This window comes from Alcaligenes sp. RM2 (assembly GCF_052931795.1).
Window position 1 is genome coordinate 69,007 of sequence record NZ_JBRFIO010000003.1, and the last position, 24,221, is coordinate 93,227.

Consider the following 24,221-nt stretch of genomic DNA (forward strand, 5'->3'; position numbering starts at 1 on the left):
CACACTTACTCCTTCATGAAGGACAGTGTCACATCCCCCAGATGAACGCCGAATTTGCTCATGGCAGCGCGGTTGAGCATGGTGCGGCCATCCATCAAGTACATCCAGTCATCCATGTTCACGTTCCAGACCTTGCCGTCCACCGGCAGTGCCAGCACGTAATTCCAATGAAAGGCGTTGCCAGCGGTCTGGCCCTGGGCCTGGCCGACCACATCGTCAGCGCGTCCGCTGTAGCGGCCATCACCCAGATGCTTCAAATGCCAGATCCGTTGCTGAGTGGTGCCATCGCTGTAGACAAAGTGCTCGTCTAGCACGCCTTCATCGCCCTTCCAGGTGCCCGTCATGCGCACGGTAAAGCGCTTGACCACTTTGCCGGAACGGTCTGTGAACAGGCCGTGGGCGGTTAAGGGGCCATTGAAATATTGACGCAGGTCCAGTTCAGGGCGTTCCTGGGCATAGTCCTGGACCGTGGGTCCCACGCATCCGGCCAGTGTGCCCATGAGTGTCAGTCCCAGGGCAACGCGCCGCCAGGGCAGGGTTGAGACAAGGCTGTTTGTCAGTTTCATATCAGTCTCCAGGATGAGTGCAGATGCTCGGCGCGCCACAGGCCAGCCCACGCCAATAGTTTGAACAGGCAGGGAAGGCCCCCATAAGCCCAGGCCAACGCCTGCAGGCCAGACGGGTCGCTTGTGCCGCTCTGGTAACCCAGGGCGGAAAGAAGGGGCAGGCACAGACCGGCTGCCAAGGCTAGGTTGAGCTTGGCAGCACAAGTCCACCAGCCCAGATACCGTCCTTCGCCCGAGCCGCCCTGACCGGATTCATGGATGACACCGGTCAGCAGGGCGCCTGGCAAGGCCAGATCCGCGCCCAGAGCCAGCCCGCTTGCCAGGCAGATAACGAGGAAGGCGTCACCGTCGCTGGCATCAAGCCAGGGTGTCAGGGAAAAGGCGACAACGCTTGTCAGCATGCCGGCCCGCCAACTGGGTGCCAGTCCCCAGCGCGAGACAGCCCGTACCCATAAAGGCAGCCCTGCCGCGGCGGCGCCGAAATAGCACAGAAGAAAGAGCGGCTGCATCTCCGGGGCCTGCAGGCGGTCTGCCACGAAAAAGGGCAACAAGGTAGCGGGTATGGCGGCGGCTACGCCGTTGAGCATGAAGACGAATAACAGCCTGCGGAAACTGGCATCAGCCCAGGGTGAGGTGCTTGATGCAGAACTGCTGTGCCCAAGTGCATAATCCATGGGGTGGGCGGTAGCGAGCGGCAGGCGATGTAGCCCGAACAGGCCTATGGCCAAGGCTAGAAAAAGCACGACACTGGTCGCATCAAAGCCTAACCAGGTGGGCAATACGCTGGCCAGCAAGACACCAAGAAGCGTGGCGCCTTCACGCCATGCGGTGACACGCGCACGCCAATTGGGATCACCACCCCAGCGAGTCCCCCAGGCCTGATGCAAGATGCTTACGGCGCTATAGGCCAAGGTGCATACCAGCAGGCTGAGTGCCAGCCAGATCAACATCTCTTGTGGGCCACCCTCGGGAGGATGCCACAGTGCTGCAAAACCCAAGCCCATAATCATGCTGCCCAACAAAGCGGCCAGCCAGGCCTGGCCCAGGCCTCGATGCAAAAGACGATCGGCCAGCCTTCCCAGCGCAGGGTCTAGCACCGCGTCAACGGCTCGGGTAGCCAGCAGCACGGCGCCCAGGCCCGCCAGCGGCACCCCGGCCACCGCCGCGTAGTAATGCGGCAGGTTCACATATAAAGGGAGCGACACGAACGACAGCGGCAGGCCAAGACTTCCATAGGAGAGTCCCGTACGCCAATGCAGCGGCTTTAAGGGGCGGGAGCCTGGGGGGAGCATGGTTGCGCCTTTATCAGCGTTTGCCTAAGAGGGCTGTTCGCAAGCCTGGTGCAGAAGTCTGCTCAGACAGCCAAATTCCGAAAAACAGGCGCGCATACTCTGCGTCCTGAATACGGGCGGTTTCACGTCCATTATGGAAAAAGCGGACATCGCCGGTTCCGTCTGTCACGCCCAGCAGGCGATCTTGTGCCAGGACATCCGGAAAAGCCTTTTTCATCAGGAGCAGCCATTGGCGAGCCTGCTGCTCGGAGAAACTGCCCACACGTCGCATTTCGGCAACTGAGCGCTCGGCAATGGCTTCGCCTTCCAGTTTGCGGTCATAGATCAGCTCCAGGGCGAAGGGCTGGCGTGCATACTCTTTGGGCTCGAAGTCCGGCATTGCCCACAGGCGCGCCTCGTAAACCCGCAGTCCAAAAAAGCGCATGGGACCACTGCCAACAAGATGGGCAGAGGGCAGGGTGGAGCGCAGCTCCTGGGGGACAGCCGCTGCGGCCGCCGAGAGATTAGGGGTCATGGCAATAAGGGGAGGGGCGAGAAGGCTGATGCCCACGATCAGGGCCTGGCGTCGTCGAATATCAGTCATGGTCAGGCCTTCTCAGGGTGAACTGGACTACATCGGTGTTGCCCATATCAAAGGCAGCCTCGCAATAGGCCAGATAAAATCGCCAGATGCGAACAAAGCGCTCGTCAAAGCCCTGGCTGCGGACTGCATCGAGCTTTTGCTCAAAAGCCTGACGCCAGCGTCGGAGTGTTTCGGCGTAATCCTTGCCAAAGCTCATTGCTCTGACCACGGTCAGGCCAGCTCGCTGGGCCTCGCGCTCGAAGGCCGTGACACTGGGCAGCAGCCCTCCGGGAAAAATGAATTGCTGGATAAAGTCGGAGGAGTGCAAATAACGGGCAAAAAGGTCTTCGCGCAGGGTGATGGATTGCACGCAGGCATAGCCGCCCGGTTTGAGGCAATCATGCAAAGTCTTGAAGTAGGTGCGCCAGTATTCATGCCCGACAGCTTCGAACATTTCAATGGAGACAATGGCGTCAAAGGGCTGCGCCGCGTGTTCTTTCGCCAGATCCCGGTAGTCCTGATAACGCAGATCAACCTGTTCCTGCAGGCCGGCTTTGCTTATGCGCTGCATGCCCCAGTCAAGCTGTTCGCGTGACAAGGTGACCCCTGTCACCTGCGCGCCGAACTCCGTGGCCGCTGTCTGGGCAAGCGCTCCCCAGCCACAGCCAATTTCCAGCAGTCGTTGCCCCGGCTGCAGTCCCGTCTCACGCAGCGCCCGTCTGGTTTTTGCGCCTTGAGCCTGCTCCAGATCAGCCTCGTGCAAGGCCGAGCCGTCAAGACCTTCGAACCAGGCAGCGCTGTAGCTCATGCTTGGGTCCAGCCAGAGTCGATAAAAGTCGTTGCCCAGATCGTAGTGAGCATGAATGTTTTTAGCGCTGCCCGCCCGCGTGTTGCGGTGAAGCATATGGCGCAGTCTGAAGCCCAGTCGAGCCCACCAGTGACCGTACACCAGTTGTTCCAGGTGATTGCGGTTGCGGATGCACAGACGCAGCAAGCCGCTTAGGTCATCGGTGTCCCATTGACCTTCTATATAGCCTTCCGCAAAGCCAATGTCGCCCGAGCTCAAGATGCGGTCCAGCGCCTCCCACTGCCCGATTGCGCAGCAGGCGTCGGGTTCCACTGCATTTTGCTTGGGAAAATGCCGCACTTGCCCATCGGGCAACTGAAGCTCCAACTGGCCATGAGGCAAATGCGTCAAGAGCTTCAGGACGCGGTTCGCGTGAGGTGACAAGTCGCTGCTTGCTGTTGCGGACTTGCTCAAGAGAGTGGCGGTGCTTGTATTCATCGTGTGACAGAGCGCTTGGGCGCTGGTGGTTTGCGATGGAAGGGAAGCCGCTTTGCCCACAGGCGTAGTGCTTGCCAATGGATGCGAACAATGACCCCCAGGGTCATCAGCGGTGTGCCAAAAAATGCCCTGCGTACGGTAGCCGCATTCAGGGGGTGTAGCGTTCCTTGAACACCTGTGCGTAACAGGGGGCCTGCGTCGTCGTACAGATCGACGAGCGCCAGGTTGGTAGTTTCATTGCGCGAGAATCGAAAGCGATACTCGCCGTGGGTTTCGCAAAACGGGGAGACATGAAATTGCTTGCTGGCAACTTGTTCGCAATCCCAGCCCAGATGCGGCCCTGCCAGGAGATAGGCATGACGCTCACCGAAGGTGTTGTTGACTTCGGCCAGAATCGCCGCCAGCGAACCGTCGGCCCGATGGGCGTACCAGAAGCTCACGGGCTTGAAGACATAACCCAGGACGCGCGGAAAGGTATGCAGCCAGATCTCGCCATCCGCATCCTCAATACCTTCCTGCTCTAACAGAGATTCAAACCAGGCCAGAGCGTCATTACCGCCATTGCCATGATCGCTGTCATGAAAGCTGATCCAGCCGCGTTGGTTGCGGCGCAGGACGGGGACTGGGTGTTCTCGCAGGCTACGCATGGGAAGCAGCAGGAAATAACCAGGGTAATGAAAGGCGTGCTCGACTGGCCGCAGCCGCCGATGCCAGATATGACCAAAGCCAATGAGAGCGGAGGCATTCATACGGTTTCCTCCTGCCTGAGATCAGTGTTGGCCGCCTGCTCTGCACGGTTCAGGGACAGCAGAACCTGGTCAGCGGCGCTCAGACCCGAACGCAAACCGTCCTCGTGAAATCCGTAGCCGCACCAGGCACCGCAGAACCAGGTCCGGCGTTGGCCCTGCAACTTTTCAAGCTGTTGTTGTGCCAGGATGGCGGCATGGTCAAAGACTGGGTGGCTGTACGTAATGCGCGCATGTACCTTGTCCGCGGCTATGGGACGGGCCGGATTGAGCGAGACCACGACGGCTTGCTGCCAGGGCAGTGGCTGAAGGCGGTTGATGAGGTAATGCAGGCAAACTCCGGTTTCCTCTGAAGCCGCCGAGCTGGCGCGTTCATAGTTCCAGGCCGCCCAGGCGGCTTGGCGCTGTGGCAAGACGGCAGTGTCGGTATGCAATACGGCTTCATTGGCTTGATAACGAATGCTGCCCAGCACGGCACGCTCTGTCTGGGTTGCGTCCTGGCCCAGCAGGCGCAATGCCTGATCACTATGGCAGGCCAGCACGACAGCATCGAACTGCTCGGTACCGTGAGGCATTTCTACCATGACGCTTTGGGCTTCACGTTTAAGGCTGAACACAGGGGCGTTCAATCGGATTTCGTGGCGGCCGTCCTCTTGCAGTCGCTCAATGATGCGGCGTACGTAGCGTTGAGAGCCGCCTCGAACGGTGTGCCACTGGGGACGGTTGGTGATCTGGATTAGTCCGTGATTGTGACAAAAGCGAATCAGGGTAGCGACGGGGAAGCGGAGCATTTGATCGGTCGGACAAGACCAGATGCTGCCAATCATGGGCAACAGGTAGTTGTTGCGAAATGTGCTGCCAAAGCCATGCAGATCCAGAAAGGTTTCTATGGGCGTATTGAGTTGTGACTCAAGCTGGCGCTGGGCGATATCCGTCGTCAGACGATTGAAGCGCAAAATTTCCAGCAACATGCCAATAAAGCGTGGGCTTATCAAGTTCCTGCGCTGTGCAAACACGCTGCCTAGAGAGCTACCGCTCCATTCCAGCCCCGGTCTGCCATCAGGGTGGGGAATCTGCACGGAGAAGGACATCTCCGAGGGGGCGGTCTCTACCTCCAGCTCCTTGAATAGCTTTGTGAGCAGGGGATAGGTGCGGTGGTTGAACACCAAAAAACCGGTATCCACCCCGTGACTAATACCATCCAGGCTGAGCTCGACAGTATTGGCATGTCCGCCGAAATAAGAGTTGGCTTCAATCAGACAGACGCGATGCGTGTCTTGGGAGTGAGCAAGACGATAGGCAGCGGCCAAGCCGGATATGCCCGAACCGATTACAGCGATACGACGCATGGCAGCTCCTTAGGGTGTTGCGTAGGAGGTTATGAACCGGAAAGATCAAACAGTGAACTCATTAGTTCAAACTATAAACCTTAAATAATATTTTTGCACTATTTGGTATGCAAGATGATCTCATTCGTCCTAAAATAGAACCCATGAACGCTCGATCCTCAATCAAAGAACAAATCCAGCGCGTACGCGTAGAAGCCATCGTGACCGCTGTTAACCGTCTTTTGGCGACCAAAGGCTACGATGCCATGACGGTCGACCAAGTCGCCGCCGAGGCAGGCATGGCCAAGGCCAGCCTATATAAGCTGTTTACGTCCAAGGAAGAATTGGCCGCTGCGGCGATGGTGGGCGTGCTCGATCGCGCCCTGGCTTTTGTGGATGAGCTGCGCAAACAGGCTCAGGATGCTGCAGAAGCAGGCCAACCCATTACGGCGATTGATCAGCTCAAATCTGTGGTGCGCTGGACGATGGATACCCAGTTGCAAGGGGAAATGCCGTCGCTGCCCGCGCAGAACTCAAGCCTTAGCGCCTCGCTCCAGTCAAATGATGAGTACATGGATCGCCTGATTGCCTTGAGTAATCGTCTGAGCACCTGGATTATCGAGGCGCAGACGGCAGGCAGCCTGCAATCGGGTCTGCCAGTCGAGCTGGTGCTCTACACCTTGTTTGCGCGTGCATGTGACCCTGTGGTGAGCCTTCTCAAAGAGTCGGGGCAGTACACCCACGAGCAGATCATTGAATGGGTGAGCAGCACCACCTTTGATGGTCTGGCAGGTTCGGGCCGTACGTCCTTGGCACAGTAAGACAGTCTCCGGAATCCGTCCGGCACCCCCTGCCGGTGTTGGGGACGGAGTGTGAGGGGGGGCTACTTTTCCGATGTGGACATCGTACGTCGCAGCCAGCGCATCAATAAACCCAGCATGGGTAGCTTTTCGTAAAGCTCCTCTGCCGCATCCCAATAATCTCGATGATGGGTCACCCGACCTTGTCCATCAAAGGACAGCGCTGACGCTCCCCGGATGCAGTGTTCAAGATCCGGCTTCCAGCGTTTGATGCAGAAGCGGAACTCCCATTCCAGAAAGGCTCGTTGGTCCTGGACGATCTGCTGCGTAATGACAAAGCGTGGCGAGTGCAACGCTGTAAACATGTGCTCGAAGATGCCGCGGATGGCTGCAACGCCCTCTACCTCATTGAAGGGGTCCTTGAAATGGGCGTCAGGCGCATAGCAGACCTCCAGCTCGGATAGCCGGTCTGGCGTCAGCCCTTGATAAAGATGGACAATGCGGCGCACTGCCGCCGCCATATCTTCGGAACCTGTCGTCAAGTCAGCATTCATTTTTTTGGCCCGAGGGTTCAAGGAGCGATGGGAGACCAGCAGTATAAGGCTCAAGGAAGGGGCAGGAACGTGTGAGCGGAGAATTTTGATGCCTTAAGGACGCTGTTTGCCTTGGCGCAAGGACATGAACCACTGGCTACGTTTCAATGGTGGCTGTCTCTTGGGAGTTCACAATGCAAAGTCGTGTAGCGGGAACCGTGCTGTTAGCGGCCATCTTGGCCGGATGTTCGGCTGGGGAGTCCAGCAATCCGTCCGCTTTGCCCGAACTGGTGGAAGTGGCTGGCCCGGCCCGTGAGCTCATGCAGGCTGGCGAGTACTTGCTCGATGGCCGCCTGGTCGCGTCCGATACGGTGATGTATGCCCCGGCCCCGACCCTGAAAGCGATGAAATATCAAGTCAGCCAGTACGAGTACGATCAGTGCGTTCGTGCAGAACGTTGCAAGGCTGCAGATGCAGTGGGTCAAGGGCAGGCCAAGAATATGCCGGTTGTCGGGGTGAGCTGGCAGGACGGACAGGATTACGCTGCCTGGTTAAGCGAGCGTACAGGCAAGACATTCCGTTTGCCGCAGTATCTGGAATGGAGCTATTTCGCCGATCAGAAAGTACCTGAATCGGCGCAGGGTGGGCTGGATGAGAATGAGCAGGCCGCTTTGTGGCTGCAGGAATATCAGGAAAGCTACAAGCGCAAACAGGAGCAAGAGGTGCCCTTGGCGCCTTTGGGGCAGGGCGTTGCCAATGCTTATGGGGTGTTTGATGCGGGTGGGCAGGTGGCTGAATGGACCAATACCTGCCATGTCCGGGTACACCGCATCAGCATGCCGCGCGCAGAGTCTCGCCTGGAAAACTGCGGTGTCCGTACCTTGGGGGGCGAGCACATTGCTGTGATGCCTGACTTTATTCGCGACCCAAAAACCGGGGCGTGTTCGGTTGGTGTGCCGCCGCGTTACTTGGGTCTGCGTCTGGTCACTGAAGACTAAACCCGCGCTTAGCCGCGTTCCAGAACCGCTTGTGCAAACTTGTCCAGGTCCGCAATCGTAATTTGCTTGCGGCCTGCCAGAATCAAACCTTGATGATCCCAGCTGCTGACGACGCGGCTGGCCGTGTACAAGGTGGTCCCAGCCAGGTCGGCCAGATCTTGCCGGGTTACCGGAATACTCAAGGACGTCCCTTGTGCGCCGCTTTGGCCCACCTGGCGAATCAAGCGCAGCAGGCTGTGAGCCAGCCGCTGCTCCACTTCCAGACTATGAATCTCCAGCAGGCGATCATCGGCATCGCTTAGTCGTTGTGCGACCGTGTCTTGTGCAGAACTGAGCAGGCAAGGAAAGCGTTGCGTCAGGCTGTCCCAGGACTTTTCAGGCCAGGCCAATGCGGCGCTGGTGGTCACGCTAATGGCGGTTGCCGGATAGTTGCGACGGCGCAGGGCAGGGGCAATGCCAATTACGTCGCCGGGCAAGGCAAAACGTACCAGGAGTTGTGAGCCATTGGGCATGGTGCGTACGACTTTGATCAGGCCTTGCAGCAGAACAAAAAAGTGGTCGCTGCTTTGTTCCTGACGAAAGACCTGGCTGTCCTTGTCGTAGTGGATCAGGCGCCCCTCCTGCCACAGTTCGTTAATGCTGGCTGCGTCCAGCTGGGAGAAAACGGGCAGGCTGGCTAACAAGGAGGGGTAGGATATGTCAGTCATCACTTAAGCTTTCTGAGCGGGTTTTAAGCCCTAGTTTGCTGGCCAGCTTGTGCAGATTGCTGGGGTCTATGCCTAGCTGCCGGGCAGCCTGGCTCCAGTTACCGTCGGTCTCATCCAGAGCTTGCCGGATCAGCTGGCTTTGCAGTTGCTCAACGGACTGACGCAAGGATTGGCGAGGTGCACCAATAGCCGTACTGGTCGTTGCGACAGGCTGGTGGGTAGAAGGTAACAAATTGAGATTATCGGCGCTAAGCGTAAATATTTGGTTACGATCTGGCGTATCGACCAGCAGGCGGATGGTTGCCCGACTGATCAAATGTTCTAGTTCGCGAACATTACCCGGCCAATGATAAGCCAGTAAAGCGGTTTCTGCGTCGGGGGATAAGCGAATTCCGCGCAATCCCAAACGAGAACGGTTGGTTTCCAGAAAGTGGCCTGCCAGCAGCAGAATGTCTTGATGACGCTCGCGCAGCGCGGGGATCGTGAGGGGAAAAACCGACAGACGGTGAAACAAGTCCGCCCGGAACCCACCTTGGGCGATCTGCTGGCTCAGATCACGATTGGTGGCAGCAACCAGACGTACATTCAATTTGATGGGGTGGTCCGCCCCCAGGCGCTGAATCTCGCCGTTCTGCAAAGTACGCAGCAGTTTGGCCTGTATCGTTAAAGACAACTCACCGATTTCATCCAGAAACAGGGTGCCGCCCTGGGCCGCTTCAAAGCGCCCGGCCCGATTTTCATGGGCACCCGAGAATGCGCCCTTTACGTGCCCGAATAACTCGCTTTCTGCCAGAGACTCGGGCAGGGCAGCGCAGTTCACGTAGATCAAGGGTTTGTTGTGGCGTGGTGAGCGTTGGTGCAGGCGTTGTGCAAATAACTCCTTTCCCACGCCGGTTTCACCCAGCAAGAGCACAGGCAGCTCGGAGGTGGCCACCGTGTCCAGCAATTGAATGACCTCCAGCAGGGATTTGCTGTTGCCAATGATGGCGGCCGAGTTATTGCGCGACAGGTAATCGGGCGGCAAGGTGGAGAGCAGGCGCAAGCTGCGGTTTTCTTCTTCCAGCTCGCTGATGCGAATTGCGCTTTCCAACACCAGACACCAGTGCTTGAGTTCCACCAGCGTGGAGGCTGAAAACGTCCCTGGTCGCAAGGCATCCAGCGTCAGAATGCCCCAGGGCGTGCCCTGGACTTGCACGGTAATTCCCACGCAATCATGCACCGGTAGGGGCTGGCCCAGCTTGTCATCAAGCAGGCCGTCATAAGGGTCCGGCAGGGCACAGTTGGGTTCAAAGCGGGTCAGGCTGGGGGAGTGCAAAATCCGCGCCAGTCGGGGGTGATCTGCAATGACAAAGTGTCGCCCCAAGGTGTCATGGCCCAGGCCACTGGCCGCCACAATACGCAGCACCGTGTCGTCCAGCTTCAGCAAACCCGCCGCATCACAGCCAAAGTGCCGTGCCAGCAAATGCACCATGCGTTGCAGGCGTAAAGGCCCCGGAATCTCGGTGGCAAGGTCGGCAATCAAGAGATCTAGCATGGGTGAAAAATACCCTTATGGTGAAAAATACCCAGTTTTGTCGAGGTAGTTTATACCCAGGCTGATTGCAATCCTTTGATCTATGTCGTCCAGAACTTGGCACGGTCTTTGCTTTAGATGTTTTGTCATACATTTTTAAGGACTATGACATGACCCCCGACTTAGCAGAACATCGCTACAAGGCGTGTGCTTCGGTCCGTCCCCCGTTCCGGGGCCGTACCCAAACAGGTTTTGACCAGGTAACTGGGTCCTGCCAGGACTTGTTTGGATTGGGTCGTTTGATTCATCAGCGAGACGGAGAAGAAAATGCGTAGCTATAAAAAACTATGGTGGTCCCTGGTGGCAGTCACCATGGTGACCTTTGCCATCCTGGGATGGACAGGTGTGGAGGTGTATCGCCAGGCACCCCCCATGCCCGTCAAGGTAGTCACACCGGATGGCCGTGAATTTACCTCACAGGAACAGATACATCGTGGCCAGTCCGCCTGGCAAAGTACCGGCGGCATGCAGCTGGGCTCGATCTGGGGGCATGGGGCCTACCAGGCCCCGGACTGGAGCGCCGACTGGTTGCACCGCGAGGCTCTGGCCTGGCTGGATCTGGCTGCCCAGCAAACCTACTCGCTGAACTACGATCAGCTGACATCCAGTCAGCAGGCCACTTTGCGGCAGGAACTGCAGGACGAATACCGTCCCAACCGCATTGATGAAGCGACGGGCGTATTGCAGATCAGCGAACGTCGCGCCAAGGCCATCGATACCACCGCCCAGTATTACATCGACCTGTTTGGCGACGCGCCTGAGCTGAAGTCCAGCCGCGAAAGCTTCGCCATGAAGGACAACACCTTGCCAGAGTTGCAGCGTCGTCAGGACATGACCCGCTTTTTCTTCTGGCTGTCCTGGGCCACGGTAACGGAGCGTCCTGGTACTACCGTCAGCTATACCAACAACTGGCCACATGAGCCTTTGGTGGATAACCATCCTTCCACGGCCAATATTGTCTGGTCCATCGTCAGTATCGTGCTCTTGCTGGCCGGTATTGGCCTGCTGGTCTGGATCTGGGCCTTTACGCACAAAGAAGAGGAAGCGCCTGTTGCACCGGCAACCGACCCGGTTCTGGCTTTCCGCCTGACACCTTCGCAACGTGCCCTGAAAAAATATGCCTTCCTGACGGTTGCCCTGTTTGTCATCCAGGTCTTCCTGGGCGGCTTTACGGCGCACTACACGGTCGAAGGCCAGATGTTCTATGGCATAGACGTGTCGCAGTGGTTCCCTTACTCCTTGACCCGTACCTGGCATATTCAGGCAGCCCTTTTGTGGATTGCCAGTGGCTTCCTGACCGCTGGTCTGTTCCTGGTGCCATTGATTAACGGGGGCGAGGATCCGAAGTTCCAGCGTCTGGGTGTGGACGTTCTGTTCGGCGCTCTGGTTGTGCTCTTTATTGGTTCTTTTGCCGGCAACTTCCTGGCCATCAAAAACATCCTGCCCCCCGAGCTGAACTTCTGGTTCGGTCACCAGGGTTATGAGTATCTGGATCTGGGCCGTTTCTGGCAGATCATCAAGTTCATTGGCCTGGCTTTCTGGCTCCTGCTGATGTTGCGTGGCATGTGGCCTGCCTTGCGTCGTGACAAGGGCGACAACCATTTATTGGTTCTGTTGACCATCTCTACCGTGGCCATTGGTCTGTTCTACGGTACTGGCTTGTTCTATGGCGAGCACACCAATATCACCATCATGGAGTACTGGCGCTGGTGGGTGGTTCACCTGTGGGTTGAGGGCTTCTTCGAGGTCTTTGCAACGGTTGCCATGGGCTTTATCTTCCTGACCTTGGGTCTGGTTTCCAAGCGTAGTGCCACGATTGCGGGTTTGGCAGCGGCCTCGCTGTTCCTGGTCGGTGGTGTGCCTGGTACTTTGCACCACCTGTACTTTTCGGGTACGACCACGCCGATCATGGCCATTGGTGCTTCCTTCAGCGCGTTGGAAGTGGTGCCTTTGATCATGCTGGGCTACGAAGCTTTCCATAACTGGAAGATGCAGAAGCAAGCCAGCTGGATGAGTGATTTGCGTTGGCCTGTCATGTTCTTTGTGGCCGTGGCCTTCTGGAACATGCTGGGTGCTGGTGTGTTTGGCTTCCTGATCAACCCACCTATCTCGCTGTACTACATCCAGGGTTTGAACACCACGCCATTGCATGCTCACGCAGCCTTGTTCGGTGTGTATGGCTTCCTGTCTCTGGGCTTTGTCTTGCTGGTGGTGCGTTATATCTCGCCCGAGGTTCGTTACAACGATCGCCTGATGAGCTGGGGCTTCTGGACGCTGAACCTGGGTCTGGTGCTGATGATGTTCGTCAGCTTGCTGCCGGCCGGGATTATTCAGGCTTGGGCCAGCATCTCGGAAGGCATGTGGTATGCCCGCAGCGAAGAGTTCATGCAGCAGCCTATCCTGCAATCCCTGCGCTGGTGGCGTACCTTGGGTGACGTTGTGTTCATTGCCGGTGCCTTGATTGTGTTCCAGCAGGTTTGGGTACGTATTTCCGCACGGCGTCGGACAATCTCGGCCAATTCTGCGGGTGCTATCAAAACATCCTGATCTTGTTCCCTCACGCTTTCTTATCTTAAGAGAGAGTATCTGCAAGAAAACCGCCTTCGGGCGGTTTTTTTCATATTGGACGCAGATTGGTCAAGCAGGGAGCGCACCGCTTGATCAGGTCAGACTAGTGACCTTATGCAAGGTTGTATTTGTAGTCACCTAGGGTTAACGCTGTATTGTGATGATCAATAATGGTTATATATCATAATAATTATCGAGTTGAATCAATTGATCAAACACTCAGTTTCAAAAGAGCAAGGAAGGCTGATGAATATTGAACGCACAGAAGAGCAAACCGTGTTGTGTACGGTAGAGGGCCGTATCGCTTGGGTGAAATTTAATCGTCCCGAGAAACGCAACGCCATGAGTCCGCAACTTAATCGTCAGATGATGCGTGTGCTCGATGAACTGGAGTTCCGTGAGGACGTTGGTGTGGTGGTGCTCAGTGGCGAGGGCTCGGCTTGGACTGCTGGTATGGATTTGAAAGAATATTTCAGGGAAACAGAAGCCACTGGCCTGAAAGGGACGCGTAAGGCGCAACGCGAAAGCTACGGTTGGTGGCGCCGACTGCGTTGGTTTCAGAAACCGACGATTGCGATGGTTAATGGCTGGTGCTTTGGTGGAGGCTATGGTCCCTTGTTTGCCTGCGACTTGGCGTTTGCCGCCGATGAGGCCACGTTCGGCTTGTCTGAAATCAATTGGGGTATTTTGCCCGGTGGAGGGGCCTCAAAAGTTGCTGTGGAGTTGTTGTCATTCCGTAATGCGATGTATCACGCCATGATGGGTGAGAGTATTGACGGTCGGACGGCAGCCCAGTGGGGGCTGGTCAATGAGTCCTTGCCCTTGGAGAGCTTGCAAGAGCGCGTGACACAGGTCGCCCGAGTCTTGCTGCAAAAAAACCCGATTGCATTGAAGGCCACCAAGGATGCCATCCGTCGTGTGCAGGAAATGACCTACGACAATGCGGAAGATTATCTGGTGCGTGTTCAGGAGGCGGCCAACAGTTTTGATAACGAAGGTCGCAAAGAAGGTATGCGGCAGTTTTTGGACGACAAAACATACAAACCTGGCTTGGGAACCTACGACCTTTCCAAACAAGAAGCCCGATAAGGGGCACAGCAGGGGGACAGCCTCTTTGGTCTGAAAGAGAGCTGCCACCACTCAATGGGAGACAGCAGTGATAAGGACACAGAGGGTGGCCGCTCAGCGGCCGGATATCGGGCGGCTGTTAAGGCCGGGCTCCATAGCTATTGTGGGCGCATCGGCCACACCCGGAGCACTGGGTGCATCGGTACTGGGTAATCTGGAGCGAAACGGTTTTGCCGGCGAGATTTACTTGATCAATCCCAGGCGAGTCCAGATAGCAGGCCGTCCTTGCTTGACATCCGTTGAGCAGTTGCCTGACGGCGTGGATGTGGCTGTATTGGCGATTCCACAAACGGCCGTTCTGGATACCGTTCGTTCACTGGCCAAGCGGCGTGTCGGTGCGGCGATCATCTTTACGGCAGGTTTTGCCGAGGCCGGTATACAGGGGCAAGCCGAGCAAAATGAGATTGCCCGAATCGCGGCTGAGGCTGGCATGGTGATCGAAGGGCCCAACTGTTTGGGGAGTATCAATTATCAGCAAGGTGTGCCATTGACGTTTGTGCAAGTTGACATTCGGCACAAGACGCAGGAACAACAGCCGTGCATTGGGGTGGTGTCGCAAAGCGGTGCGATGATGACGGTGTTGTGCACCACCTTGTCCAGTCGCAACTTGCCCTTGTCCTACGCGGTTTCGACGGGCAATGAGGCGGCCAGTGCTGCGGAGGACTATGTGGAGTTCCTGCTGGAGCAAAGCCATACCCGCGTTATTGCGATGATTGTGGAGCAGTTTCGTCATCCAGAGCGCATGCTGGCAGCGGTTACTCAGGCACGTAGTCAGGGCAAGACGCTTGTACTGCTTCATCCGGGCAAAAGTAGTGCGGCTCGCGCGTCCGCGGCCACACATACCGGTGTTCTGGCAGGCGACTATTCATTGATGCGCACCAAGATGGAGCGTGCGGGTGCTGTTTTTGCTGAAACGCTGGAAGAGCTGGGTGATATCGCCGAGATTGCCATTCGTTGTCCTGCCTTGCCGGCTGCGGGCGTAGCGGTTCTGGGTGAGTCGGGGGCCTTCAAGGCCTTGACCCTGGATTGGGCCGAGGCTCTGCAACTGGACCTGCCGGAGATCAGTGATCAGGACTCACCGCAGCTAAGGTCGGTGTTGCCCGGCTTTGTGGGTGTGAGCAATCCCTTGGACTTGACGGCGCAAGGTTTGGTTGATCCGGACCTTTACTACCGTACTTTGACGGCTTTGCTGAGGGACGAACGCTTCTCCACTCTTGTTGTTGGCCTGATTCAGGGCGATACGGTGACCTGCGGCATCAAAATGCCACCGGTGCTGCGAGCCATACACGACTTGCGTCCCCGAAAAGCCGTGGTGCTTGCCGGATTGGACGAGGGAGCGGCTGTTCCTCCCGAGTTCATTGAGCAAATGCGTAGCCTGGGCGTTCCATATTTCCCCAGTACCGAGCGGGCCTTGCGTGCCGTACAACGTTTGACAGCGTTTCAAGCACGTAGCTTTGACAGTAGTCACAGCGAACCCAAAGCTTTAGTGTTGCCGACAGATCGTACCGTCATTCCTGAATATCAGGCCAAGCAGATCCTGGCCCAAGCGGGCATACCATTTGCCCGTGGAGAACTGGCTACGTGCCTGGAACAGGCGGTAGAGGCTGCCCAGACGCTGGGTTGGCCTGTTGCGCTCAAGGCCCAGTCTGCGCAGTTAAGCCATAAGAGCGATGCAGGCGGTGTCATTCTCAACGTTGGCGACAGGCCATCTTTAGAGCAGGCCTGGAACCGTCTGCATGAGAATGTGGCTAACTACGACGTGAGTATTGTTCTTGATGGTGTGCTGGTAGAGGTCATGGGACGGCGCGGCCTGGAGATGATTGTAGGGGCGCGTCAGGATCCGCAGTGGGGACCCGTGATTTTAGTAGGCATGGGGGGGGTTACGGCAGAGATCATGCGCGATGTTCGCTTGTTGGATGCTGATCTCTCCATGACAGAGGTATTGCATGAGCTCGATCAGTTGCAGGCAGCGGCCTTGTTGCATGGCTATCGAGGCTCCCCCAGACTTGATCGCGAAGCGTTGGCCGAGTTGATCATCCGTCTTGGGCAGGTGTTGCGTGGGACGCCTGCTATTAGCGAGATAGACCTCAATCCGGTCATTGTGCTGCCTGAAGGTCAGGGTGTAGTTGCATTAGATGCCTTGATGCTGCTTCAGGGCCAAAGCGGCTGAGGCCCACCAGGGCTGGCTGTTCATGCCAGTCCATTTAATTTCCTTCCCCATCCTTCACAGGAGTTTGCCTTGAGCCTGCCTTACTTGCCGGGCCGTGTACGCATGCCCGCTTCCAACCAGCTTTCAACCTTGGGCTATGCGTATTACGTCACGATTGTCTTGTTGCTGGCCTACACGCTGTCTTTTGTGGATCGCCAGATTTTGGGCCTGTTAGTGCAGCCCATCAAGAAGGATTTGCATCTGTCAGATTGGGTGTTCAGTATTGTTCACGGCTTTGCATTTGCCATTTTCTATACGTTTGTTGGAATTTTTCTGGGCCGCTTGGCGGATAGTTGGAATCGTCGGAACCTGATTGTGATCGGAATGGTGGTGTGGGTGTTGGCCACTGCCGCAGGAGGCTATGTGACTGGCTTTGCATCGCTTTTTGTCGCCCGTATGTTTGTGGGCATTGGCGAGGCCGCCCTGTCTCCGGCCGCCTATTCTATGTTGGCCGATTACTTCGCGCCCGAGCGTCGGGCCCGCGCCATGAGTATCTATACATCAGGGGTTTATATAGGATCGGCGACTGCATTTATTGTGGGTGGGCTGGTTATTGAAGCGACCAGCCAATCAGGCACGCTGATGTTTCCGCTGCTGGGCAGCTTCACACCCTGGCAGGCGGCCTTCATCTTTGTGGCTTTGCCCGGTATTCCTCTTATTCTGCTAATGCTGACCGTGCGCGAGCCGGTGCGGCGGGGCATGAAAGGGACTGACTCGACTCCACATGCCGGTTCGGCTCCCGCTCCTGATTGGCGCTATGTGCTGCGCCATAAACGGGCTTACTTTCCACTGCTGCTGGCTCCCGGCTTGACTGCCATGATCACGTTCGGCGTCACGGCCTGGCTGCCCGCCACCTTTATCCGCCAGTGGGGGTGGACTCCTGGTGAAATTGGCCCAGCCTATGGGGTCATTATTCTGAGCTTTGGCATTGGTGGCATGCTGGTCAGTGGCTTTCTGGCTGACCATCTGACAGCACGGGGCAAGCTGGTAGGCTCGATCCTGATTTCCTTGGCCGCCACCAGCGTTTTGATCGTGACTGGAGTGGCGCTGGCCTTCGCCCCTTCTGCCGAGCTTGCTTTGGTGGCTGTGGCAGCAACGACCTTCTTTCTGGGGATGCCCGTTGCCTTGGCCCCCCCTATCTTGCAGGCCATTACCCCCAATCAATTGCGGGGACAAGTCACGTCGATTTACCTGCTTCTGATTAATTTGATTGGCTTGGGTATGGGGCCCTTTCTGGTCGCTTTTTTCACGGATTTTATTTTCCATGACGAACAGAAAGTAGGGCTGTCATTGGGTTTGGTCTCTGCCTTGGCAGCCTTGTTGTCAGCAGTGTGCCTGGCCCGGGCGATTGGCCCGTATCGTCAACTGGTCGCCATTTTGGCGCAGCAAGAGAGGACTTAAGTATGCAAGCATCGCATTATCAGCCCCCATTAGAGGACTTTCGTTTTGTACAGCAATATTGCTTGCAGGCGGAGGAGGATTGGTGCCGTTTGTCGGCTTACGAAGGGCTGGATCAGGAAACGGCAGATAGGGTAGTTGAGGCTGCCGGTCGCTTCTGTGCCGACGTCTTGGCTCCGCTTAATGGGCCAGCTGATTTGCAAGGATGTCGTCTAGAGAATGGCCGGGTCTTGACACCAGACGGGTTTGCCAAGGCCTATACAGATTTTGTGGCGGCTGGATGGCCTGCGTTGGCCTGCGATCCCGGCGTGGGTGGCCAGGGCCTGCCTCAGTTGCTCGATACGGCCTTGCATGAAATGTTGGCATCAGCCAATCATGGCTGGGCCATGTATCCAGGAATTCTGCATGGTGCCTATGCCTGCCTGAATGCTCATGGTGATGAATACATTCGCCGCACCTATCTGCCGCATATCGTTAGCGGACGCTGGTTAGCCACAATGTGCCTGACTGAACCACAAGCCGGTTCCGATTTGGGTTTGCTGCGTACCCAGGCGCTGCCCGAACAAGAAGGTTCTTACCGCCTGCATGGCAACAAGATCTTCATCTCCGGTGGCGATCAGGATATGAGCGAGAACATCGTTCATCTGGTGCTGGCACGTCTGCCTGATGCCCCTGCCGGGACACGGGGGCTGTCCTTGTTCCTGGCCCCGCGCCTGATTCCCAAGGAGGGGGGGCTTGTGCCCAATACGATTTACTGTGATGGCCTTGAGAAGAAAATGGGCATCAAAGGCAGTGCTACTTGCTCGATGCGTTTCGAGGCAGCCCATGCGTGGCTGATAGGCAAACCGCATCAAGGCCTGGCCGCCATGTTTGTGATGATGAATTCGGCTCGTTTGCATGTTGGGTTGCAAGGCTTAGGTCATGCAGAAGCGGCGTGGCAATTGGCCCGCTCTTATGCTCACGAACGTTATCAGATGCGGGTGCAACCCCGCCCGGCACAGGCCAATGGAGTAGCGGATCCTATTGCCCATCATCCCGCTATGCAACGCATTCTCGCCGACTTGCGTGTCTGGACGGAAGGTATGCGGGTGATGGCGGCATGGACAGCGCATCAGCTTGATTTGGCGCAGAGCTTGCCAGAGGGTGAAGAGCAGACTCGGGCGCAGGATCTGGCCTCTTTACTGACACCAGTCGTCAAGTCGTTATTTACAGAGCGGGGCTTTTCCTTGGCCAGCGACGCACTGCAAGTTTTTGGCGGCTATGGGTACGTACATGAGTATCGTATTGAGCAAACGCTTCGAGATGCGCGTATTGCCATGATTTATGAAGGAACCAACCAGATCCAGGCGTTGGATCTGCTACAGCGCAAGATTGCCGCCGTGGGGCCCGAGGCCTTGCAACCTTTGCTCCAGGCCTGGCGCTGGGAAGCGGATGCCTGTCTGGAGGCGTTGGCAGAATGTCCATGGGGGAAAGCATTAAGACAGTGGAGTGACCAACTGTACATAGTGACGACCCATTTATGCACCTGCGCTCAACACGATACGCAAGTACTGGCCCGGTGTGCGGAGGACTATCTGCGCTTGGTCGGCATCGTGTGTATGGCATTTGCCTGGGCACGGGCAGGGCGGGTCAGTCGCTTGCATGCCGATACCAGCTTGTGCGAGCGCAAGGTGGCTAGTGCCGATTATTTCTTTGATCATGGCTTGCTGGATGCCCGCTATTACTTGAGCAGGATCGAGGCGGCAGTGACAAGCGCGGTGCCTGTGCACAAGCTCGTCTGAGACGGTTGGTGGGTCTATGCTCTATGATTGATGTCTGCACCGATCAACGGTGTGCCACTCAGGATGGTGTCGATGTTGTGTCGACACTGTCTTGCAGGCATTTTTCTTTTTTAGTCAGACACCAACTCATGGACAGTGCTCTCGAATCCGCGGTTGACCAGTCACGCCTTCTCCGCTTTCTGGGCTATCGCCTCACGCGTACGGAAATTCATATTCATAAGTTGTTTGCGCATCGTGTTGCCGAGCATGATCTCAAGCCCAGTGAGTTTTCTATTTTGATCTTGCTCGATGCTAATCCGGGAATCTATTTGCGCCAATTGGGTGAAACGCTGGATATCTCGCCATCCAATCTGGTGCCGGTGGTCGAGCGTCTGGTCAAGCGTGGCTTGATCGAACGTCATTCAGATCCGCGGGATCGACGCTTACAGCAATTACATCTGACTGCCCAAGGCCAGACTTTGCTCTTGCCTGCTGAAGAGCAGGTCGGAAAACTGGAGGAGGAATTGGAACAGATACTCACCGCCGCTGAGCGGCGCCATTTGTTCTCGGCCCTGGACAAACTGATGGCAGTCCAAGAGAGTCGCGAAAGCTGATCAGTTGCAGAACGGCTAAGCAGATGATCCTTGCGGATTGGGTGGCTGCGTATCGTTAACAGGTATTTTCTGGAACCGCCTTTAAGGCGGTTTTTTTTGTGTTCATCGCCAATGCTTGCGCTGCAACAAAGATGGCTTGGGCCAAGTACGTTCAAATACATCCTGTAACTGTTAGAGCAATCAACTATTTAATCAGCAGGCATCACGCCTGGATCAAACCGGAGGTAGTATGGAACGTCGTCATTTCTTGAAAAGTGCTGGCCTAGGTGTCGCCGCAGGAACGACTTTGCTGGCGGCTCAAGTACAAGCCCGCGAGACGGCTGCACCAAAAAAGAACGCGCCCTGGCTGGCCGCGCGTACAGAAGCCCAGATCGCCAAGCTGGAGCGGGTCAAGGTGGATCTGGTTGCGCCTCCTATGGTCCACAAGCACGAGCAGAAAGTAGGTCCCGAGCCTCGCGTGGTGGAGTTCCGCATGAGCATCGTGGAAAAAGAGATCGTGGTCGATCGCGATGGCACCACCATGCACGCCATGATGTTTGATGGCTCCATGCCCGGCCCCACCATGGTTGTGCATGAAGGCGACTACCTGGAGCTGACCCTGGTCAACCCAGCCAGCAACACCATGCCGCACAACATCGACTTTCACGCCTCGACTGGCGCGCTGGGCGGTGCCAAGTTGACCAACGTGAACCCCGGCGAACAAGCCACCTTGCGCTTCAAGGCCGACCGTACCGGTACGTTTGTGTACCACTGCGCACCCGAAGGCTCGGTAGCCTGGCACGTGGTCCAGGGCATGCACGGTACCGTCATGGTGCTGCCACGCGACGGCCTGAAGGATTCGGCGGGCAACTCGCTGCATTACGACCGTGTCTACACCATTGGCGAGTTTGACCTCTACATCCCTCGTGATGAAAAGGGCAACTTCAAAAAGTATGGTTCCTCGGCTGAAAGCTACGGCGATACCCTGGAAGCCATGCGTGGTCTGATCCCCAGCCACGTGGTGTTCAACGGCAAGGTCGGTGCCTTGATGGGCGACGGTGCCATGAAGGCCAACGTGGGTGAAACCGTGCTGTTCATTCACTCGCAGGCCAACCGCGACACCCGTCCTCACCTGATCGGTGGGCACGGTGACTGGGTTTGGGAACTGGGCAAGTTTGATGATCCACCTGCCAAGAACCTGGAAACCTGGTTCATTCGCGGCGGTTCGGCCGGTGTGGCGCTCTACACCTTCAAGCAGCCTGGTGTGTACGCCTATGTGAACCACAACCTGATCGAAGCCATGGAACTGGGCGCAGCAGGTCACGTTCTGGTCGAAGGCGAATGGAACGACGACTTGATGAAGCAAGTCAGCCCTCCCGGCCCGATCAAGGGCTAAGCAGGGTTGGCACCCGGTATGCGGAATTGAGAACCAGAAACACCCATCATTTCCGTCCGGGCTTCAAGGCAGTTATTGGATAGTGATTAGCTAGTGAAAACGCAAGAGGTTCGAACCATGAAAAACGGGCCTCTTGTACAGAAAACGAAGTATCAGCCAGGCATGCGTTCATGCCGACTGTTTAAAGGGTAAACCCATGAGAACCTATCGCCCCGCCACCATGATGTACTCCGCAATGGCCGCTTTGTTTTTGCTGGCCGCCGCACCTGCAGCACATGCCAACTCGGACGAAGCTCTCAAGCTGTACAAGTCTTCGTGTATGGTCTGTCATGCATCGGGTATGGCCAATGCCCCTCGTTTGGGTGACAAGGCTCGTTGGGAGCCCCTGATCGCCCAAGGCGAAGATGCCATGATGCAAGTTGTGCTGAACGGCAAGGGCGCCATGCCCCCACGCGGTGCAGCTCCCAAAGCAACCGATGAACAATTGCGCAGCGTTGTGCGCTACATGATTGAAAAAGCCAGCTAAGGCGCTGGCTTTTTCAGGCTGGATTTACAGGCTCCAGTCGTAATCAACCGTCAGTGGCGCGTGGTCGCTGAAACGCTCTTCCTTATAGATCGTTGCACCGCGCGCCTTGGCAGCAATACCTGGGGTGGCAATTTGATAATCAATGCGCCACCCCACATTTTTGGCCCAAGCCTGGCCGCGGTTGCTCCACCAGGTGTAGCACTCGTCCGTGGTATCGGGATGCAGGCTGCGGTACACGTCCACCCAAGCCAGTTCGCCCAGCACTTTGCTCATCCAGGCGCGTTCTTCTGGCAGAAAACCACTGTTTTTCAGGTTGCCTTTCCAGTTCTTCAAATCGGCTTCGTGGTGCGCAATATTCCAGTCACCACAAATAATGAACTCGCGGCCGGTATCACGGTGTTCCTGCATCAAGCCATTAATCCACTGCTCAAAATGATCCAGAAAGCGGTACTTGGCGGTTTGACGCTCGTCGCCCGAGGAACCCGAGGGCAGGTAGGCGCTGATCACACTAAGGTCGTTCCAGTCGGCGCGGATAATGCGGCCTTCAGCATCGAACTCTTCGCAGGCCATGCCTTCGGCCACGCTTTCTGCCTTGTGGTTCAGGTACAGGCCTACACCGCTATAGCCTTTTTTCTGAGCATGGTGGAAATGCCCGTGGTATTGACCGGGGTTGGTCAAATCGGGGGTCAGATCAGGCTCGCTGATCTTGATTTCCTGCATGCAGACAATATGAGGTTTCTGGGCTTCCAGCCAGGCGGGCAGGCCTTTACGAAAGGCGGCCCGAATACCGTTGACGTTTAACGAGGTGACGCGTAACACGTGGCAATTCTCCTTATAGCGTCAGCACTTTAACCCGTAACCTGCCTGGATGTCAGTGGCCGTCAGAGCTTGTTACGACGCTGAGCCGAAGCGGTAGCTGGACACGGTCAAGCCACCAAAGGCCTGGGTTTCGTGGTGGAAGCGATGCGCTGCGTCGCCACGCGCAGCACCAGCGGCCACCATGAGGGGAACCAGGTGATCTTCGCGGGGATGGGCAACACGTGCGGCCGGGGCCTGTTCCCAGTCCATCAAGGCCTGACGACGGGCGGCAGGGTCCTCCAGGCTCAGGCTTTGATGCAGCCAGGCATCAAACTGGGCAGAGGGCTGCACACCGCCAGGTCCCATATTGCGCAGGTTGTGATAGCTCAGACCGCTGCCAATAATCAGCACCTCTTCGTCTCGCAAAGGCGCAAGCGCCTCGCCCATGGCGTAGTGCAGGGCCGGGTCGTAGTTCGCGTGAATGGACAGTTGCACCATAGGCACTTTGGCTTGCGGATAGATCACATAAGCCGGTACGAATGCACCGTGGTCAAAGCCACGCTGCGAATCCAGATGAGTGGGCAGGCCAGCGCCTTCCAGCAAATTACAGACCTGTTGGGCCAGAGCAGGATCGCCTGGTGCAGGGTAGTGAATCTCGTACGTGTGGGGCGGAAAGCCGTAATAGTCGTACACCATGCTCGGTTGTGCTGCGGCGGCAACCAGCAGATTGGCTTGTTGAGCTTCCCAGTGGGCGGAGACCATCAAGATCGCTTTGGGTGTGCGCCCCAATTGGCGTGGAATATCCTGCAAGGCAGCACGCAGCGGGGCGTACATGGTTTGCGCTTCAGACATCCAGGGCCAGGGTCCGCCACCATGCGAGATGAAGTAGGTGGGCATTGTCATGATGATCTCCTGCCCCTGCCCTGATAGGGGCAGGGGATAAGGGGTTGAACAAGGCGTCAGGCTTTGCCGCGGCCTGCGTCAATACTCCATGGGCCTGGGCCGGCAAAGGCCAGGTACAGGAAGGCAAAGCAGAACAGAACTGCCGCCTCACCGCCATTGAGGATAGGGGTTGCGAAGGTGCTGCCGCTGGCGTGGCCAATAAAGTAAGCGAAAGCGCACAGGCCCGAAGCAATAAAGGCTGCAAAACGAGAGAACAGACCAATCACCAGCAAGACACCCAGAACCAGTTCCAGAATGCCCGCAATGCCGTAAATGGAGCTGATTTGCAGGTTGGCAAACATGTCTACTTTGGGGAAACCCAGGATCTTGGCAGTACCGTGTGTCAGCAGGAGATAGCCTGTAACGATGCGCAGCAGGCTAAGGATGCGAGGAGTCCAGCTAGAGGTAAGGGCGCTCATGTATGTTCCTTTGGAAAGTTGACAGTAGCGGTAAACGAAGCACTGGCCCGGCGTAGTGACAAAAGCTCTGTGTCAGGCATGACGTGATGACATC

At 56.8% G+C, this 24,221-nt stretch carries 22 protein-coding genes; 10 read left to right on the forward strand and 12 right to left on the reverse strand.

What is annotated here, in order from left to right; translation table 11 throughout:
- Nucleotides 1-5 precede the first annotated feature (5 nt).
- The 6 genes from ACU6HM_RS11985 to ACU6HM_RS12010 are packed head-to-tail and all read right to left on the reverse strand — an operon-like array spanning nucleotide 6 to nucleotide 5,800.
- On the reverse strand, nucleotides 6-566 hold the full coding sequence (locus ACU6HM_RS11985) for a DUF3833 domain-containing protein (RefSeq protein ID WP_003801994.1): 561 nt from the start codon (nucleotides 564-566) through the stop codon (nucleotides 6-8).
- Nucleotides 563-1,858, reverse strand: a complete 1,296-nt coding sequence (locus ACU6HM_RS11990; protein ID WP_250756150.1) for an MFS transporter — start codon at nucleotides 1,856-1,858, stop codon at nucleotides 563-565. The genes ACU6HM_RS11985 and ACU6HM_RS11990 overlap by 4 nt, the downstream gene beginning before the upstream one ends.
- Nucleotides 1,859-1,871: 13 nt before the next feature.
- Nucleotides 1,872-2,441: a chalcone isomerase family protein gene (locus ACU6HM_RS11995; RefSeq protein ID WP_446763854.1), complete on the reverse strand. Its 570-nt coding sequence runs from the start codon at nucleotides 2,439-2,441 to the stop codon at nucleotides 1,872-1,874.
- A complete protein-coding gene (locus ACU6HM_RS12000) occupies nucleotides 2,434-3,705 on the reverse strand; it encodes an SAM-dependent methyltransferase (protein ID WP_022983617.1) in 1,272 nt (423 codons plus the stop codon). Before ACU6HM_RS12000 ends, ACU6HM_RS11995 begins: the two co-directional genes overlap by 8 nt.
- Nucleotides 3,702-4,454: a DUF1365 domain-containing protein gene (locus ACU6HM_RS12005; RefSeq protein WP_009458773.1), complete on the reverse strand. Its 753-nt coding sequence runs from the start codon at nucleotides 4,452-4,454 to the stop codon at nucleotides 3,702-3,704. The genes ACU6HM_RS12000 and ACU6HM_RS12005 overlap by 4 nt, the downstream gene beginning before the upstream one ends.
- Entirely contained in the window at nucleotides 4,451-5,800 is a 1,350-nt protein-coding gene (locus ACU6HM_RS12010) for an NAD(P)/FAD-dependent oxidoreductase (protein ID WP_250756147.1), read from the reverse strand. The genes ACU6HM_RS12005 and ACU6HM_RS12010 overlap by 4 nt, the downstream gene beginning before the upstream one ends.
- Before the next feature lie 143 nt (nucleotides 5,801-5,943).
- On the opposite strand from ACU6HM_RS12010, the gene ACU6HM_RS12015 reads away from it, so the two are divergent.
- Nucleotides 5,944-6,600 carry a TetR/AcrR family transcriptional regulator gene (locus ACU6HM_RS12015; protein WP_009458777.1) on the forward strand — a complete coding sequence of 219 codons (657 nt, stop codon included), beginning with the start codon at nucleotides 5,944-5,946 and terminating at the stop codon, nucleotides 6,598-6,600.
- A 62-nt stretch (nucleotides 6,601-6,662) separates the two neighbouring features.
- Here ACU6HM_RS12015 and ACU6HM_RS12020 read toward each other — a convergent pair whose 3' ends face one another.
- Nucleotides 6,663-7,133 carry a nuclear transport factor 2 family protein gene (locus ACU6HM_RS12020; RefSeq protein WP_009458783.1) on the reverse strand — a complete coding sequence of 157 codons (471 nt, stop codon included), beginning with the start codon at nucleotides 7,131-7,133 and terminating at the stop codon, nucleotides 6,663-6,665.
- Between the two features lie 173 nt (nucleotides 7,134-7,306).
- Here ACU6HM_RS12020 and ACU6HM_RS12025 point away from each other — a divergent pair, with 173 nt between their 5' ends.
- Nucleotides 7,307-8,110, forward strand: coding sequence for a formylglycine-generating enzyme family protein (locus tag ACU6HM_RS12025; RefSeq protein ID WP_446763855.1), 804 nt, complete (start codon nucleotides 7,307-7,309; stop codon nucleotides 8,108-8,110).
- Nucleotides 8,111-8,118: 8 nt separating this feature from the next.
- On the opposite strand, the gene ACU6HM_RS12030 is transcribed toward ACU6HM_RS12025, so the two are convergent.
- Nucleotides 8,119-8,817, reverse strand: a complete 699-nt coding sequence (locus ACU6HM_RS12030) for a Crp/Fnr family transcriptional regulator (RefSeq protein WP_009458784.1) — start codon at nucleotides 8,815-8,817, stop codon at nucleotides 8,119-8,121.
- Nucleotides 8,810-10,351 (reverse strand): nitric oxide reductase transcriptional regulator NorR, encoded by a 1,542-nt coding sequence (norR, locus tag ACU6HM_RS12035; RefSeq protein WP_446763856.1) that lies wholly within the window; start codon nucleotides 10,349-10,351, stop codon nucleotides 8,810-8,812. The genes ACU6HM_RS12030 and norR overlap by 8 nt, the downstream gene beginning before the upstream one ends.
- 306 nt (nucleotides 10,352-10,657) lie before the next feature.
- Between norR and ACU6HM_RS12040 the strand changes: the two genes are divergently transcribed.
- The 8 genes from ACU6HM_RS12040 to ACU6HM_RS12075 all read left to right on the forward strand — a co-directional run bounded on the left by ACU6HM_RS12040 (nucleotide 10,658) and on the right by ACU6HM_RS12075 (nucleotide 21,968).
- Complete coding sequence (locus ACU6HM_RS12040; protein WP_009458786.1) at nucleotides 10,658-12,937, forward strand: nitric-oxide reductase large subunit; 2,280 nt, start codon at nucleotides 10,658-10,660, stop codon at nucleotides 12,935-12,937.
- Between the two features lie 267 nt (nucleotides 12,938-13,204).
- Complete coding sequence (locus ACU6HM_RS12045; protein WP_250756143.1) at nucleotides 13,205-14,047, forward strand: p-hydroxycinnamoyl CoA hydratase/lyase; 843 nt, start codon at nucleotides 13,205-13,207, stop codon at nucleotides 14,045-14,047.
- Nucleotides 14,048-14,132: 85 nt separating this feature from the next.
- Entirely contained in the window at nucleotides 14,133-16,256 is a 2,124-nt protein-coding gene (locus ACU6HM_RS12050) for an acetate--CoA ligase family protein (RefSeq protein WP_336974159.1), read from the forward strand.
- Nucleotides 16,257-16,325: 69 nt separating this feature from the next.
- Nucleotides 16,326-17,696 (forward strand): MFS transporter, encoded by a 1,371-nt coding sequence (locus ACU6HM_RS12055; RefSeq protein WP_446763857.1) that lies wholly within the window; start codon nucleotides 16,326-16,328, stop codon nucleotides 17,694-17,696.
- A gap of 2 nt (nucleotides 17,697-17,698) precedes the next feature.
- Nucleotides 17,699-19,474, forward strand: coding sequence for an acyl-CoA dehydrogenase (locus tag ACU6HM_RS12060; protein WP_022983613.1), 1,776 nt, complete (start codon nucleotides 17,699-17,701; stop codon nucleotides 19,472-19,474).
- 128 nt (nucleotides 19,475-19,602) lie between these two features.
- Nucleotides 19,603-20,067, forward strand: coding sequence for a MarR family winged helix-turn-helix transcriptional regulator (locus tag ACU6HM_RS12065; protein ID WP_009458790.1), 465 nt, complete (start codon nucleotides 19,603-19,605; stop codon nucleotides 20,065-20,067).
- A 229-nt stretch (nucleotides 20,068-20,296) separates the two neighbouring features.
- On the forward strand, nucleotides 20,297-21,442 hold the full coding sequence (nirK, locus tag ACU6HM_RS12070; RefSeq protein WP_009458792.1) for a copper-containing nitrite reductase: 1,146 nt from the start codon (nucleotides 20,297-20,299) through the stop codon (nucleotides 21,440-21,442).
- Between the two features lie 196 nt (nucleotides 21,443-21,638).
- On the forward strand, nucleotides 21,639-21,968 hold the full coding sequence (locus ACU6HM_RS12075) for a c-type cytochrome (RefSeq protein WP_009460372.1): 330 nt from the start codon (nucleotides 21,639-21,641) through the stop codon (nucleotides 21,966-21,968).
- Nucleotides 21,969-21,992: 24 nt separating this feature from the next.
- Here the strand turns inward: ACU6HM_RS12075 and ACU6HM_RS12080 are convergent, their stop codons facing one another.
- The 3 genes from ACU6HM_RS12080 to ACU6HM_RS12090 all read right to left on the reverse strand — a co-directional run bounded on the left by ACU6HM_RS12080 (nucleotide 21,993) and on the right by ACU6HM_RS12090 (nucleotide 24,127).
- A complete protein-coding gene (locus ACU6HM_RS12080) occupies nucleotides 21,993-22,787 on the reverse strand; it encodes an exodeoxyribonuclease III (RefSeq protein WP_022983611.1) in 795 nt (264 codons plus the stop codon).
- A gap of 72 nt (nucleotides 22,788-22,859) precedes the next feature.
- On the reverse strand, nucleotides 22,860-23,669 hold the full coding sequence (locus ACU6HM_RS12085; protein ID WP_446763858.1) for a DODA-type extradiol aromatic ring-opening family dioxygenase: 810 nt from the start codon (nucleotides 23,667-23,669) through the stop codon (nucleotides 22,860-22,862).
- Nucleotides 23,670-23,725: 56 nt separating this feature from the next.
- Nucleotides 23,726-24,127, reverse strand: a complete 402-nt coding sequence (locus tag ACU6HM_RS12090; protein WP_026484436.1) for a DoxX family protein — start codon at nucleotides 24,125-24,127, stop codon at nucleotides 23,726-23,728.
- Nucleotides 24,128-24,221: the final 94 nt, after the last annotated feature.

Bases quoted from the DNA above. Each gene is read 5' to 3' on its own strand.
- ACU6HM_RS12085 (WP_446763858.1), bottom strand. From the start codon at position 23,669: ATGACAATGCCCACCTACTTCATCTCGCATGGTGGCGGACCCTGGCCC.
- ACU6HM_RS12020 (WP_009458783.1), bottom strand. From the start codon at position 7,133: ATGAATGCTGACTTGACGACAGGTTCCGAAGATATGGCGGCGGCAGTG.
- ACU6HM_RS12060 (WP_022983613.1), top strand. From the start codon at position 17,699: ATGCAAGCATCGCATTATCAGCCCCCATTAGAGGACTTTCGTTTTGTA.
- norR (WP_446763856.1), bottom strand. From the start codon at position 10,351: ATGCTAGATCTCTTGATTGCCGACCTTGCCACCGAGATTCCGGGGCCT.
- ACU6HM_RS12005 (WP_009458773.1), bottom strand. From the start codon at position 4,454: ATGAATGCCTCCGCTCTCATTGGCTTTGGTCATATCTGGCATCGGCGG.
- ACU6HM_RS11995 (WP_446763854.1), bottom strand. From the start codon at position 2,441: ATGACTGATATTCGACGACGCCAGGCCCTGATCGTGGGCATCAGCCTT.
- nirK (WP_009458792.1), top strand. From the start codon at position 20,297: ATGGAACGTCGTCATTTCTTGAAAAGTGCTGGCCTAGGTGTCGCCGCA.
- ACU6HM_RS12045 (WP_250756143.1), top strand. From the start codon at position 13,205: ATGAATATTGAACGCACAGAAGAGCAAACCGTGTTGTGTACGGTAGAG.
- ACU6HM_RS12025 (WP_446763855.1), top strand. From the start codon at position 7,307: ATGCAAAGTCGTGTAGCGGGAACCGTGCTGTTAGCGGCCATCTTGGCC.
- ACU6HM_RS11990 (WP_250756150.1), bottom strand. From the start codon at position 1,858: ATGCTCCCCCCAGGCTCCCGCCCCTTAAAGCCGCTGCATTGGCGTACG.
- ACU6HM_RS12040 (WP_009458786.1), top strand. From the start codon at position 10,658: ATGCGTAGCTATAAAAAACTATGGTGGTCCCTGGTGGCAGTCACCATG.
- ACU6HM_RS12075 (WP_009460372.1), top strand. From the start codon at position 21,639: ATGAGAACCTATCGCCCCGCCACCATGATGTACTCCGCAATGGCCGCT.
- ACU6HM_RS12000 (WP_022983617.1), bottom strand. From the start codon at position 3,705: ATGAATACAAGCACCGCCACTCTCTTGAGCAAGTCCGCAACAGCAAGC.
- ACU6HM_RS12030 (WP_009458784.1), bottom strand. From the start codon at position 8,817: ATGACTGACATATCCTACCCCTCCTTGTTAGCCAGCCTGCCCGTTTTC.
- ACU6HM_RS12010 (WP_250756147.1), bottom strand. From the start codon at position 5,800: ATGCGTCGTATCGCTGTAATCGGTTCGGGCATATCCGGCTTGGCCGCT.
- ACU6HM_RS12015 (WP_009458777.1), top strand. From the start codon at position 5,944: ATGAACGCTCGATCCTCAATCAAAGAACAAATCCAGCGCGTACGCGTA.
- ACU6HM_RS12065 (WP_009458790.1), top strand. From the start codon at position 19,603: ATGGACAGTGCTCTCGAATCCGCGGTTGACCAGTCACGCCTTCTCCGC.
- ACU6HM_RS12090 (WP_026484436.1), bottom strand. From the start codon at position 24,127: ATGAGCGCCCTTACCTCTAGCTGGACTCCTCGCATCCTTAGCCTGCTG.
- ACU6HM_RS11985 (WP_003801994.1), bottom strand. From the start codon at position 566: ATGAAACTGACAAACAGCCTTGTCTCAACCCTGCCCTGGCGGCGCGTT.